The following is a 13049-nucleotide window of genomic DNA, read 5'->3' on the forward strand; positions in this document are numbered from 1 at the left end:
GCGCCATCCGGCGATCGAAGCCGCCATCGGTTGTTATGCCGGATGGCGGCTTCGCCTTATCCGGCCTACATGATCGTGCTAAAAACCCGCCGCGCTGCCGTTGCTGCGTGGATCAAATGCGCCTTCCAGCATACCGTTGGTGTGGCGCACAATCGCCCCGGCGTGTCCGGTGGCTTCGCTTAAACCTGGCAGCCACTCAACGTCATGGCCTAAATTGCGCAGCGCCTGGAATGTCGCGTCGCTAAAACGCCCCTCCAGTTTCAGGCTGTCGGATGTTTGCCCCCAAGTCCGGCCCAACAGCCAGCGCGGGGCGCATACCGCTTCCTGCAACGGCATACCTTGCATGATATGGCGGGTAAAAACCGCCGCCTGGGTTTGCGGCTGACCGTCGCCGCCCATCGTACCGTAAACCATTGTGCGCCCATCTTTTAGCCGCGCAGCCGCCGGGTTCAACGTATGGAACGGCTGTTTGCCAGGCATCAGCGCCAGCAAATGCGCGGGATCGAGGCTAAACGCCGCACCGCGGTTTTGCAGCAGTACGCCACTTTCCGGCAGCACGACGCCGCTGCCGAACTCGTGATAAATACTCTGGATAAACGACACGGCCAGCCCATTTTTATCGACCACGCCCATCCACACCGTATCGCCCGGTCCTTTGCCCTGGCCCCACGGCGCGGCGCGCTGCTCATCAATGCTGGCGGCGAGTTGTTCCAGCGGTGTCTGCTCCAGCAGGCTTTGTACCGGCAGCGTCACATGGCGCGGATCGGTGATATAGCGGTCGCGTAGCCCAAAGGCTTTTTTTGTGGCTTCAACAATGCGGTGAATGGTCTGCACTTCATTGGCGTGCGCCATGTCCAGATGATCGGTAATACCGAGGATCGCCAGCGACACCAGGCCTTGCGTCGGCGGCGTCATATTGAACACCTCGCCCTGGCTGTGCGCAAGCCTGAGCGGTACGCGCCGCTGGGCGCGGTGGTTTGCCAGATCCTGCGCCGTCACCGGCAAGCCTAAGGCGTCCATTTCACTGGCGAGCAGTTGCGCAAGCGAACCGCGATAAAAACTCTCTAATCCTTCGGTGGCAAGCCGGGTCAGCGTACGGGCCAGTTTGGGCTGGCAAAAACGGCTACCCGCCGCAGGCGCGTCGCCGTCGGGCAGAAAGGTTTGCGCAAAACCGGGGATATCCACCAGTTCCTGATATTTCGCCTGCGTCGCGCTGGCCTGCGATTGGGTCACCGGAATACCGTCTGCGGCGTAACGAATGGCATCCGCCAGCAGGCGCGAAAGGGGAAGTTGCCCGCCGCCCAGTGAAGTGGAAACCTTCAGCGCTTCATCCCAGCCGCTGAGCGTGCCGGGAACGGTTAACGCTGCCAGCGGGCCGCGATGGGGAATATGGGTATGCCCGTCATAAAACGCGAGGGTGGCATGTTGCCCGGCTGCGCCGCTGGCATCAATGGCGAGCGGTTCACCGTCCGGCGGGACAATCAGCCAAAAACCGTCGCCGCCAATCCCGTTCATATGGGGATAAACCACCGCAATGGTTGCCGCCGCCGCCACCATTGCTTCAATCGCATCGCCGCCGTGGCGCAACACCGAGAGTGCCGACTCGCTGGCGAGATGGTGCGGCGTTACCGCCATACCGGAGGGGGCCATATTACTTTGCATTGTCAAGCGTTCCTTTTTTGCGGTTGAATGCAAAAAACAAGCAAGAGTTGTTCCAGGTTAATGCCTCAAACCCGTAACCCGACTTTCGTTATTGCCATTACACTGATCAGATTTCCTTATCCCGTTTACCACAGGAGATCTGTTATGAAGATTGCGTTTCTTGGGCTTGGCACCATGGGGCTGCCAATGGCGGCAAATCTGGTGAAAGCAGGCTATCAGGTGCAGGGCTGGAACCGTTCTGCCGGGCCGGGTGAAAAACTGAGCGCCCTGGGAGCGATAAATGCGGCAACGGCGCCGGATGCGGCGAAAGATGCCGATGTGCTGATTTCGATGCTGGCAGATGATAACGCCACGCGCAGTACGTTACTGGAAGGCAATGTGCTGGCTACCCTGAAACCAGGGGCGATCCACATCAATATGGCGACTATCTCCGTCGATCTGGCAGTGGAGCTGGCACGGCTGCATCAGGCGCGAAACGTCGGTTATCTCGCCGCACCGGTGCTCGGACGCGTGAATGTTGCCGAAGCGGGACAACTGAATATCCTGGCGGCGGGTGAGCGCGTGTTACTGGCAAAAGTACAGCCGCTGCTGGATGTGCTCGGGCAGAAAACCTGGCCGTTGGGCGAGCGCCCGGAGCAGGCCAACGTCGCCAAACTGGCGGTAAACTTTATGATTGCCAGCGCGATTGGCACGATGGGTGAGGCGGTGGCGCTGGTGCAGGGGCATGACGTTGATAAGGGCGATTTTATCGATTTGATCACCTCCTCGCTGTTTGCCGCCCCGGTCTATAAAGGGTATGGGCAGGCCATTGCCACAGAGGCGTTCGAACCCGCCGGGTTTAAGCTTGCGCTTGGGCTAAAAGATGTGCGTCTCGCCCAGGACGCTGGCGAACGGGTCAATGTGCCGCTGGCGATTGCCGGAACCTTACGCGCTGCGCTGGTCGAAAGTCTGGCGCACGACGAAGGGCACCTCGATTGGGCCGCGCTTGCACGTACCGCCGCCCGCCGCGCCGGGCAAATCTAACCTGTTGCCGGGTGGCGCTACGCTTATCAATGGATAAGGCGTAGTCGCCACCCGGCATTGACTTATTTGATTCGCTTGCCGGATACGTCGATCACCTGTTCCCCGTCTTCTTTGCTGAATGCCCCTTTCTGGCCGTCCGGCAGGATGTCGAGTATCACCTCTGACGGGCGGCACAGGCGCGTGCCGAGCGGCGTCACTACGATGGGGCGGTTAATCAGAATGGGATGTTGCAGCATAAAATCAAGCAACTGATCGTCGCTGAAGCGGTCTTGTGCCAGCCCCAGTTGCTCATACGGTTCAACGTTCTTGCGCAGCAGCGCCCGCACCGAAATCCCCATATCTGCAATAAGTTTCACCAGCACATCACGCGATGGCGGTGTCTCAAGGTAAAGAATAATGGTTGGCTCCACGCCGCTGTTACGGATCATCTCCAGCGTATTACGCGACGTGCCGCAGGCCGGATTGTGGTAAATGGTGATGTTGCTCATAACGGTATCTCATGACTAATGAAAAGAAAGACGCAGCGCCAGCCCGGCCCCGATAACGGCACTCCAGCCGATACTCCACCCCTTCGGCTGCCAGATAACCAGCACCAGGGTAAACACGAAAATAACGCCAGCCAGTAACATCTATCGACTCCATCAGTATATGAATGCTTAGCAGCGACCAGGCTCCACCGCTTTCAGCCGCTTGCGGACATCGTCCCGCATGCAGTGCCAGGTGGAATCAATAACAGCGCCAGCCCAGTCAGGAAGCTCAGCAGAGAGACGATAATGGATCCATTTTCCGTCGCGCCTGTCGGTCACCAGCGCGTATTCGCGCAAGATAGCCATATGCCGGGAAACTTTCGGTTGTGACTCGCCGGTCGCGGCACAAATATCGCAAACGCAAAGTTCGCCAGCTTCACGCAGCAGCAGCACTATCGACAGCCGTGTTTCATCAGCGAGGGTTTTGAAAAGCTGAAGCGGAAGGAGCATTAATTGCCTCAATAATCTTTGAAAACACATATGGTAATGCATATATGTTTCAATGCAAACAAACCACAACTTTTCTTCTTAGTGCATCGGTTGCACTCAAATCGTGCATGTCACGCATAACGCACCTGGCCGCATCTTACCGCTTCGCCACTGTCGGCAAAAAAATAAACATTATTAAATCAAGGTATTAACAATTATTTCAAAAATATGACCGAACCAATGGCGAATTGGTTCGCTAATTGCTTAATCAATAACGAGGTGCAACGCGCATCTAAAAGCTAACTCCATGTAATTTAAGTAAAAGATAACGCGCAACACGGATGAACCAATATGGAAAAACCGTCACGCTATCTGGCCAATTCCAGTACAGCGCTTGAACAACTGCGTGGGCTTATTCATCAACATGAGTCAACACCAGGGACGCCTTTGCCCACCGAACGTGAGCTGGCCGAAGCGCTGGGCGTCGGGCGGCGGGAAGTGCGCCGCGCGCTGGACGTGCTGGAAGAGGAGGGGCGCATCTGGCGCAAGCAGGGCAAAGGCACCTTTACCGGCCCCACGGCACCGGCCAGGCCGTTCACGCTGCAAGGGTTGGTGCAGCAGACCAATATGCTGGAAGTGATGGAAGCCCGTTTGCAGATAGAACCCGGTCTGGCGCGGCTGGCGGCGCTGCGGGCCAGCGCGGAAAACCTCGCGTTAATGCAACGCATGCTGGAGCGCATCGATAACGTAAGCCCGCACGACCCGGATCTCAATGAGTTATGGGACAGCGCTTTTCACCGGGCAATTGCCGAAGCGGCGGGAAACCGTCTGCTGCTCGGCCTGTTTGACACACTGGACGCGGTGCGTCGTGAACCCGCCTGGCACCACCTGCGCGAGCTGGCGCGAACGCCAGCAAAGGTCGAACGCTACAACAGCCATCACCATCGCATTATGCAGGCGATTGGCGAGCGCCAGCCGAAAGCGGCGGCAACAGCGATGCGTGAACATCTGCTTGACCTGCAACACGCCCTGATCCAGGCCATTCATCTTGAGGACGATAAGCCATGACCACCATCCCGTTTAAAGAGGCCGCGCCGGTGCTGCGCTTGCACAACCTGAAGGTGCAGTTTGCCGGATCGCCGGTCAGCGTGCTGGACGGTATTTCGCTGACCGTCAAAAGCGGCGAAACCCTGGCGCTGGTGGGGGAGTCCGGTTGCGGCAAAAGCATCACTTCGTTGGCATTAATGGGGCTGCTGCCTGCCAGCGCGCAGATAATCAGCGGTGAGATGCAGTTTCGCGAACACAACTTGCGCCAACTTTCCCCGCGCGAATATGCCGACCTGCGCGGCAATGCGCTGGCGATGATTTTCCAGGAACCGATGACCTCCCTGAACCCGGCGTTTACCTTAGGCGATCAACTGAGCGAAGCGGTCATGCGCCATCAACATGTGCCGCACCACACGGCGATGGACGTCGCGCTTCAGATCCTCGAAAAAGTGCAAATTCCCGCCCCACAGATGCGCCTCAAAGCGTACCCGCACCAGCTTTCTGGCGGCATGCGCCAGCGCGTGATGATTGCGATGGCGCTGATTAATAACCCGCGTTTGTTGATTGCCGATGAACCGACCACCGCGCTGGATGTGACCATTCAGGCGCAGATCCTCGCGCTGCTTAATCACCTGAAAGCCGACACCGGCACGGCGGTATTGATGATCACCCACGATCTCGGCGTGGTCGCCGAAGTGGCCCAACAGGTGGCGGTGATGTACGCCGGGCAGGTGGTGGAGCAGGGCAGCGTCGAGGCGATTTTTGCCGATCCTCAGCACCCGTACACCATCGGTCTGATGGGATCGATTCCGTCCCTCGGCGCGCGCAAAGGCCAGCTTTCCACCATTCCCGGCGCGGTACCGCTGCCGGAAGCGATGCCGAAAGGCTGCCGGTTTGCCACCCGCTGCCCGTTTGCCCAGACGCGCTGCCACGAAGAAAAGCCGTCGCTACAGCCGCAGGGGCGGGGCCACCAGGTTGCCTGTTTCCGCGCTCCCCTTGAACAGCACATCGCGCTGGGAGAAACCGCATGAGCACACCCATTTTAGAAGCCCACGATCTGAGTAAACGCTTTGTCGGGCCGACGCGCCTGTTCGCCCCAAAACGTTATGTCACCGCCGTCGATCGCGTCTCGCTGACGGTGTACCCCGGCGAAACGCTGGCGATTGTCGGCGAATCCGGCTCCGGTAAATCAACGCTCGGCCGCCTGCTGCTGCGGCTACTGGCCCCTTCTGAAGGGCGGGTTTTTTACCAGGGCGAAGAGATAACTCATGCCAGCGGCGCGCGCGTAAACCAGCTCAGGCGCGAGCTGCAAATCATCTTTCAGGATCCGTTTGCCTCCCTGAACCCGCGCATGACGGTGGAACAAATCGTTGGCGAGCCGCTGTGGCTGCACCAGAAGATGGGCAAAGCCGATCGCCAGTCGCGGGTCGCGGAACTGCTGGCGATGGTGGGCTTGCCTGCCGCCTGGGCGCGGCGCTACCCCCATGAGTTTTCCGGCGGCCAGCGCCAGCGTATTGGCATTGCCCGCGCGCTGGCTTCCGGGCCAAAACTGCTGCTTGGCGATGAGCCCGTTTCAGCCCTTGATGTGTCGGTGCAGGCGCAGGTGGTTAACCTGCTGGAAAACCTTAAACAACAGCTTGGGCTGACGATGATTATCGTTGCCCATGGCCTGGCGGTGATCCGCCATATGAGCGATCGCGTGGCGGTGATGTATCTCGGGCAGATTGTCGAGATGGCCACGGTGGATGAGATTTTCGATGCGCCTTTGCACCCGTACACCCAGGCGCTGATCGCCTCTGCGCCGCAAACCCAGCCGGGCCTCGCGCGGGAAATGCCGCTGTTGCAGGGCGATTTGCCGAACCCGTCCGATCCGCCGCAGGGTTGCCGTTTTCACACCCGTTGTCCGTATGTCACCGAAGAGTGTCGCCAGCGCGAGCCGATTAACCAGGTGCTCGACGGCGGCCGCCAGGTTTCCTGCCACCGCTGGCAGGAGATTAATCGCGATCGCAGCGTTATTCAGATAGCGCCGCCCTCCGCCGCGTTTCTGCGCCGCCGTGCACTGTTTGAACACGCGGCCTCTCACTCGTCCCGTTAAAGGAAACAATAATGATTGTGCGAAATTCTCTGTTGACCGTTCTGGGAAGCGTTATGTTGCTGGGTGCGGCGCTGCCCGCCCAGGCTGAAAGTGTGCTGCGCGTTGGGCTTGGTGCGGATCCCGATATGCTCGATCCGCACCTGGCGCGCACCTACTACGGGCGTTTTGTCTTTGCCTCGCTGTGCGACCGGCTGGTGGATGTTGATGAAAATCTGAAAGTGGTGCCGGGGCTGGCGAAGGACTGGTCGTGGAGCGACGACGGCAAAACCCTGACCATGAACCTGCGCGAAGGTGTCACCTTCCACGATGGCGAAAAATTTGACGCCGCGGCGGCGAAATTCAGCCTCGATCGCGCCCTGACACTGCCAGGCTCGCTGCGTAAAAGCGAAATCTCTTCTATTGAATCGGTCGAGGTGACCGGGCCGATGCAAATCGCGCTGCACCTGAAAACGCCGGATTCGGCGCTGCTGATGCAGTTGACCGACCGCGCCGGGGCGATGCTGGCGCCTACAGCGGCGAAAAAGCCAGACTTCGCCGCGCACCCGGTCTGCTCCGGGCCGTATAAATTTGATAGCCGCGTCTCGCAGGATCGCATTGTGCTCTCGCGCTTCGACAACTACTGGAACAAAGGCGCGTACCACTTCGACAAGGTGATTTACCTGCCTATTCCGGATGCCTCCGTGCGGCTGGCAAACCTGCGCGCCGGCGATCTGGATCTGACAGAAGGGATTGCCGCCAGCGATGTAAAAACCGTGCAGGCGGACAGCAAGCTGCAATTGTCGAAAGTCACTGGCCTGGGTTACCAGGGCATTACGTTTAACATCAATAACGGCAACGTCCCGGCCAACGATCCGTTCAAAGATGCCCGCGTACGCGAAGCGTTCTCGCAGGCGATTGACCGCGATGCGCTGAACCAGGTGGTGTTCGAAGGGCTGTATGCCCCGGCGAACCAGGCGTTTTCACCGGTCAGCCCGTATCACGTGAAACTGCCGGTGCCGCCGCGCGATGTTGAGAAAGCTAAAGCGCTGCTGAAAGCAGCGGGCGTGACGACGCCGATTACGGTGTCGCTGCTGGTGCCGAATAACCCCACGTCTCAGCAGGTCGGCCAGGTATTGCAGGCGATGACCGCCGAAGCGGGCTTTAACGTTAATTTGCAAATGACCGAGTTCGCCACGCTGCTCGACCGCCAGCAGCACGGCGATTTCCAGTTGAGCTACTCCGGCTGGTCCGGTCGCCCGGATCCTGATGGCAGCATCTTCGGCTTTATTCACAGCAAAGGGACGTTGAATGATGGCCGCTACAGCAATGCGCAGGTGGATGAGTGGCTGACGCAGGCGCGGTTGCATAACGATCCGGCCAGCCGACAGGCGCTGTATGAAAAGGTGGTGAAACAACTGCAAACGGATATGCCGCTTGCCTATCTCTACTTTGAGCCACGTATTTTCGGGCTGAATAAAAACGTACAGGGCTTCAAACCTTACCCGGACGGCATTGTGCGTCTGGCGGGTCTGACGCTTGCGAAGTAAACGGCTGTTGTAAGGAGAGACCATGCTGGAATTGATTTGCAAACGCCTGCTGCTCGCGGTTCCGACGCTGCTGCTGGTCAGTATGATGGTGTTCGGGCTGCAAAAACTGCTGCCCGGCGATCCGCTGACCGCCATGTTGGGCGAGGAGCGCGATCCGGCGGTGATCGCCCAGTTACGCGCGGAGCTGAATCTGGATGCGCCGATCCCGGTGCAGTATTTCCACTGGCTGACCCGCGCGTTGCAGGGCGATCTGGGTGTCTCTTTACGTACCCAGGAGCCGGTGACCCACCTGATTGCTACCAAATTGCCGGTGACGCTGGAGATGTCGCTGCTGGCGATGGTTATCGCGCTGCTGTTTGGCATCAGCATGGGGATTATGGCGGCGGTGAACAAAAACACCTGGATCGATCACGGGACCAACTTTGTCGCCATCTCCGGGATCTCGGTGCCGCACTTTTGGCTGGGGATTTTGTTAATCCTCATTTTCTCGGTCAATTTGCAGTGGTTGCCCGCCTCCGGCTTTGTGCCGTTTAGTGAGGATCCGCTGCAAAACCTGCGCACTTTGCTGCTGCCCGCGCTGGTGCTCGGCACGGGGCTTGCGGCAACGTTGATGCGCCATACCCGCGCCTCGATGATTGCGGTGCTGAAAGCGGATTACATTCGTACCGCCCGCGCTAAAGGGTTGCTGCCAAAAGCGGTGATCATGAAGCACGCGTTTCGTAATGCGCTGGTGCCGGTGATCACGTTAACGACGCTGCTATTTGGCGAACTGTTAGGCGGTGCGGTGCTGACCGAGCAGGTGTTTACGATCCCCGGCTTCGGCAAGATGATTGTCGATTCGGTGTTCAACCGTGATTATGCGGTGGTGCAGGGCGTGGTGCTGGTGGTGGCGATAGGTTTCCTCGCGCTGAACCTGCTGGCGGACGTACTGTATGTGTTGATTAACCCGAAAATGCGGAGCCAATAATGGCAGAACTCACCACTGTCGGCGCGGCGGTGTCGCTGCCGCGCACGGAAAACCGGGTACTGAAGAAATTTCTCGCCAATAAAAGCGCGGTGATTGGCGCGGTGATTGTCGGCATCTTCGTGCTTATTGCGCTACTGGCGCCGTGGATTGCGCCGTTTGATCCGGTCAAAGCCAACTTTCTGGCGGTGCGTAAGCCGCCGTCGGAACTCTACTGGTTCGGCTCCGATGAACTGGGGCGCGATATTCTTTCGCGCATGATTTGGGGGGCGCGCACGTCGCTGCTGGCGGGTTGCGTGTCGGTGGTTATCGCGGTGGTGATCGGCGTGCCGCTCGGCTTGCTGGCCGGTTATTTTCAAGGCATCTGGGATGGGGCGATTTCACGCTTTATTGAAGCGCTGCTGGCCTGCCCGTTTCTGATTATGGCGATTGCCCTTGGTGCGTTTCTTGGGCCAAGTTTGATCAATGCGATGATCGCGATTGGCCTGTCGGCGATGCCGATTTTTGCCCGCCTGACGCGCGGTCAGGTGATCGCTATTCGTAACGAAGAGTATATCGACGGGGCGCGGGCGATTGGGCTGCCGGATCGCTGGATAATTGCGCGCTATGTGCTGCCCAATGTGATGTCACCGATTATCGTGCAGGCGACACTGGCGATTGCCTCGGCGATTATTACCGAAGCCAGCCTGTCGTTTCTCGGCCTCGGGCAACAGCCGCCGTACCCGTCATGGGGGGCGATGCTCAACACCGCCAAAGGCTTTCTTGAACAAGCGCCGTGGATGTCAATCTTTCCGGGCGTCGCTATTTTTCTGACAGTGCAGGGGTTTAATTTACTCGGCGACGGGCTGCGCGACGCGCTCGATCCGCGCCACGACTAAGGGGTTTTGATGACAAAAGCGATAGATTTTAACGTGGGTTACGCGTCGCGCCGTGCGCCGATGATGGGGCATAACGCGGTAGCAACGTCACAACCGCTGGCGGCGCAGGCGGGAATGCGGATGTTACAGCAGGGCGGCAACGCAGTTGATGCGGCCATTGCCACGGCGATGGCGCTGACGGTGGTTGAGCCGACCGGTTGCGGGATTGGTAGCGATGCGTTTGCCATTGTCTGGGACGGCAAAGAGCTGCACGGGCTGAATGCCTCCGGGCGCTCACCGGCAAGCTGGCATGCGGATCTGTTTGCCGGTCTCGACGCGGTGCCGGAACTGGGCTGGGATGCGGTGACGGTGCCTGGCGCGGTCTCCGGCTGGGTAGCGCTGGCCGAGCGTTTCGGCACGCTGCCGCTCACTACGCTGGCGCAACCGGCGATTGAGTATGCCCGCAACGGTTTTCCGGTCTCGCCGCTGATTGGTCATCTGTGGCAGCGCGGCTACAACAAGCTAAAAGATCAGCCGGGTTTTAGCGCCTGCTTTGCCCCAGAAGGGCGCGCGCCAAAAATCGGTGAAATCTTCCGTAACCCGGCGCAGGCTCGCACCCTGGAACTGATTGCACAGACTAACGGCGAAGCGTTTTATCGCGGTGAGCTGGCGCAGAAAATCGCCGCGTTCGCGAAAGAGCACGGCGCGCATCTGACGGAAGGCGATTTGGCGAACCATCAGGCCAATTGGGTTTCGCTTCTCTCACGCGAGTTTGCCGGGGGGTCAGTACAGGAGTTGCCGCCGAACGGGCAGGGCATTGCGACATTGATTGCGCTCGGCATTCTTGAGCAGTGCGATATCGGCCGCTACGACCCGGATTCGGTGCAGTCGCTGCATCTTTCCATTGAAGCGATGAAGCTGGCGCTTGCCGATCTCGACCGCTATGTCGCCGATGAAGATCATATGGAATTTGCCGCCGACATGCTGCTCAGCGATGAATACCTGAAAAGCCGCGCGGCGCTGATTGATCCGGATAAAGCCTCTGATTTTGTTTATGGTTCACCGACGCAAAGCGGCACGGTGTATCTCTCCACCGCTGACGCCAGCGGCATGATGGTGTCGTTTATTCAGTCCAACTTTATGGGCTTTGGCTCGGGCGTGGTGGTGCCGGATACCGGGATCAGCCTGCAAAACCGCGGCTGCGGCTTTGTGCTCGATCCGAAACACCCAAATGCGCTGGCGGGCAGTAAGCGTCCGTTCCACACCATTATTCCGGGCTTCGCGATGGGCGCAGACGGCAAACCGCTGATGTCCTTTGGCGTGATGGGCGGGCCGATGCAGGCGCAGGGGCATATGCAAATGGCGCTGCGCATTATGATGCACGGGCAAAACCCGCAGGCGGCCATTGATGCGCCGCGCTGGCGTGTGGTGCGCGGCCGGGAAGTGGTGGTGGAAGCGACCTTCTCGCACAACGTGATTGCCGCCCTGCGCGAGCGCGGACACCTGATAACCGTGGAAGATCCGCAGGCCGGGTATAACTTTGGCGGGGCGCAGGTGGTTTACCGCATGCCGGAAGGGCATTATCTGGCAGCGACCGAAAGCCGCAAAGATGGGCAGGCGCTGGTGAGTTAAGGGAGCTCCGCTCCCGTAGGCCGGATAAGCGGTTACGCGCCATCCGGCATTATTACCGCGGCACCGATTGCCGGATGGCATATGGGATTGGTGGAATGGTTCCGTTCACCAGGCGTGCGGCGGGATATTTTTATCACCGGTGCGATGAACGGGACAAGGGAAGCGGCCGCGCTCCCCTTGTCAATCCCCGCGGCCCCGCGAGGAAATCGGTGCTGCGCACTGCGCTCACCTCCCGCGTGCCTGACTGCGGCTGGCTCGACTCGACATCCTGTCTCGGTTCGCCTCTGTCCGCCATCCATGGCGTCCAGACCTTGTCATTCACGCTTCGGTTCGCCGATTTCAGCGGGGGTCAACACCGTCGCTGTAAGATAGGTGCCGAATGAAAAACAGTTGCTGCTGAAACCGCTTATGCCGGATAAGCGTACGCGCCATCCGGCATATCACTGCGGCACCGATTGCCGGATGGCGGCTGCGCCTTATCCGGCCTACGGGAGGGCATCACTCTAAGGTGAAGGGATCCGCGTCCTGCCATGCCGGGAACTGGGCGCGGTACTCTTGCAACGCGCTTAACGACATTTCGGCGTCGATGCGCGTGGCGAGATGCGCTTCGGCGGTGGCGATAATCTCGCCCTGCGGGCTAATCACCCGGCTGTCGCCGCGGTAATGATGCCCGTTGCCATCGGTGCCGACGCGGTTACAGCCCACCACCCAGGCCTGGTTTTCAATGGCGCGCGCCAGCAGCAGCGACTGCCAGTGCAGCGATCGCGGCGCAGGCCAGTTGGCCACGTAGAGCAGCAGATCGTAATCATTGCGGTTGCGCGACCACACCGGGAAACGCAGGTCGTAGCACACCAGCGGCAGAATGCGCCAGCCGCGCCACTCAAACACCACCCGCTCATCACCGGCGGTATAGTGATGATGCTCATCGGCCATGCGAAACAGATGGCGTTTATCGTAAAAATGAACTTTGCCCTGCGGCTCCACCAGCAAAAAGCGATTCACCGGCCCGCGTTCCGTTTGCAGCGCGGCGCTGCCAGCCACCAGCGCGTTGGTCTGGCGGGCTTTATCGCGCATCCATTCAACCACCTCTTCCTGCGCCATCGACTGTTGCGCTGCTTCCATCGCAAAGCCGGTCGTGAACATCTCCGGCAACACAATCACATCGCGCCCGGTTATCTCTTCGAGCTGAATATCAAAATGGCGCAAGTTCGCTGGCCCATCCATCCAGACCAACGGTTGTTGTAACAGCGTTATTTTTAAACCAGGCACAATGGCGACTCCCCCTAA

General features: G+C 59.3%; 12 protein-coding genes and 1 pseudogene. 8 read left to right on the forward strand and 5 right to left on the reverse strand.

From position 1 onward, the window contains the following. Window positions 1-78: 78 nt before the first annotated feature. Window positions 79-1662 (reverse strand): gamma-glutamyltransferase family protein, encoded by a 1584-nt coding sequence (locus Q5705_09080; protein WLI78674.1) that lies wholly within the window; start codon window positions 1660-1662, stop codon window positions 79-81. 144 nt (window positions 1663-1806) lie between these two features. Here Q5705_09080 and Q5705_09085 point away from each other — a divergent pair, with 144 nt between their 5' ends. Continuing rightward, a complete protein-coding gene (locus Q5705_09085) occupies window positions 1807-2685 on the forward strand; it encodes an NAD(P)-dependent oxidoreductase (GenBank protein WLI78675.1) in 879 nt (292 codons plus the stop codon). A gap of 62 nt (window positions 2686-2747) precedes the next feature. Here the strand turns inward: Q5705_09085 and arsC are convergent, their stop codons facing one another. The 3 genes and pseudogenes from arsC to Q5705_09100 all read right to left on the reverse strand — a co-directional run bounded on the left by arsC (window position 2748) and on the right by Q5705_09100 (window position 3662). Next, the gene (gene arsC / locus Q5705_09090) at window positions 2748-3173 is read right to left on the reverse strand and encodes a glutaredoxin-dependent arsenate reductase (protein ID WLI78676.1); all 426 of its coding nucleotides are present in this window, start codon (window positions 3171-3173) and stop codon (window positions 2748-2750) included. A gap of 33 nt (window positions 3174-3206) precedes the next feature. After that, window positions 3207-3314 (reverse strand): annotated as a pseudogene (locus Q5705_09095) (ArsB/NhaD family transporter). A 27-nt stretch (window positions 3315-3341) separates the two neighbouring features. After that, the gene (locus Q5705_09100) at window positions 3342-3662 is read right to left on the reverse strand and encodes a metalloregulator ArsR/SmtB family transcription factor (protein ID WLI78677.1); all 321 of its coding nucleotides are present in this window, start codon (window positions 3660-3662) and stop codon (window positions 3342-3344) included. Between the two features lie 330 nt (window positions 3663-3992). Between Q5705_09100 and Q5705_09105 the strand changes: the two genes are divergently transcribed. From Q5705_09105 to Q5705_09135, 7 genes are read left to right on the forward strand one after another with little or no spacing between them, the layout of a single operon-like run. After that, on the forward strand, window positions 3993-4709 hold the full coding sequence (locus Q5705_09105; GenBank protein WLI78678.1) for an FCD domain-containing protein: 717 nt from the start codon (window positions 3993-3995) through the stop codon (window positions 4707-4709). Further along, the gene (locus Q5705_09110; GenBank protein ID WLI78679.1) at window positions 4706-5719 is read left to right on the forward strand and encodes an ABC transporter ATP-binding protein; all 1014 of its coding nucleotides are present in this window, start codon (window positions 4706-4708) and stop codon (window positions 5717-5719) included. Before Q5705_09105 ends, Q5705_09110 begins: the two co-directional genes overlap by 4 nt. After that, the gene (locus Q5705_09115) at window positions 5716-6783 is read left to right on the forward strand and encodes an ATP-binding cassette domain-containing protein (GenBank protein ID WLI78680.1); all 1068 of its coding nucleotides are present in this window, start codon (window positions 5716-5718) and stop codon (window positions 6781-6783) included. The genes Q5705_09110 and Q5705_09115 overlap by 4 nt, the downstream gene beginning before the upstream one ends. A gap of 11 nt (window positions 6784-6794) precedes the next feature. Next, window positions 6795-8309, forward strand: coding sequence for an ABC transporter substrate-binding protein (locus Q5705_09120; protein ID WLI78681.1), 1515 nt, complete (start codon window positions 6795-6797; stop codon window positions 8307-8309). Between the two features lie 22 nt (window positions 8310-8331). Next, the gene (locus tag Q5705_09125; protein WLI78682.1) at window positions 8332-9276 is read left to right on the forward strand and encodes an ABC transporter permease; all 945 of its coding nucleotides are present in this window, start codon (window positions 8332-8334) and stop codon (window positions 9274-9276) included. Beyond that, window positions 9276-10151: an ABC transporter permease gene (locus tag Q5705_09130; GenBank protein WLI78683.1), complete on the forward strand. Its 876-nt coding sequence runs from the start codon at window positions 9276-9278 to the stop codon at window positions 10149-10151. The genes Q5705_09125 and Q5705_09130 overlap by 1 nt, the downstream gene beginning before the upstream one ends. Window positions 10152-10160: 9 nt before the next feature. Next, entirely contained in the window at window positions 10161-11762 is a 1602-nt protein-coding gene (locus tag Q5705_09135) for a gamma-glutamyltransferase family protein (protein WLI78684.1), read from the forward strand. A gap of 498 nt (window positions 11763-12260) precedes the next feature. Here the strand turns inward: Q5705_09135 and Q5705_09140 are convergent, their stop codons facing one another. Further along, window positions 12261-13031, reverse strand: coding sequence for an amidohydrolase (locus Q5705_09140; GenBank protein WLI78685.1), 771 nt, complete (start codon window positions 13029-13031; stop codon window positions 12261-12263). Window positions 13032-13049 lie beyond the last annotated feature (18 nt).

The organism is Kosakonia sp. H02, from assembly GCA_030704225.1.
Lineage (GTDB): Bacteria > Pseudomonadota > Gammaproteobacteria > Enterobacterales > Enterobacteriaceae > Kosakonia.

Coding starts and splice junctions, on each gene's coding strand:
- Q5705_09080 (WLI78674.1), bottom strand. CDS start 1,662: ATGCAAAGTAATATGGCCCCCTCCGGTATGGCGGTAACGCCGCACCAT.
- Q5705_09085 (WLI78675.1), top strand. CDS start 1,807: ATGAAGATTGCGTTTCTTGGGCTTGGCACCATGGGGCTGCCAATGGCG.
- Q5705_09100 (WLI78677.1), bottom strand. CDS start 3,662: ATGCTCCTTCCGCTTCAGCTTTTCAAAACCCTCGCTGATGAAACACGG.
- Q5705_09105 (WLI78678.1), top strand. CDS start 3,993: ATGGAAAAACCGTCACGCTATCTGGCCAATTCCAGTACAGCGCTTGAA.
- arsC (WLI78676.1), bottom strand. CDS start 3,173: ATGAGCAACATCACCATTTACCACAATCCGGCCTGCGGCACGTCGCGT.
- Q5705_09130 (WLI78683.1), top strand. CDS start 9,276: ATGGCAGAACTCACCACTGTCGGCGCGGCGGTGTCGCTGCCGCGCACG.
- Q5705_09125 (WLI78682.1), top strand. CDS start 8,332: ATGCTGGAATTGATTTGCAAACGCCTGCTGCTCGCGGTTCCGACGCTG.
- Q5705_09120 (WLI78681.1), top strand. CDS start 6,795: ATGATTGTGCGAAATTCTCTGTTGACCGTTCTGGGAAGCGTTATGTTG.
- Q5705_09115 (WLI78680.1), top strand. CDS start 5,716: ATGAGCACACCCATTTTAGAAGCCCACGATCTGAGTAAACGCTTTGTC.
- Q5705_09135 (WLI78684.1), top strand. CDS start 10,161: ATGACAAAAGCGATAGATTTTAACGTGGGTTACGCGTCGCGCCGTGCG.
- Q5705_09110 (WLI78679.1), top strand. CDS start 4,706: ATGACCACCATCCCGTTTAAAGAGGCCGCGCCGGTGCTGCGCTTGCAC.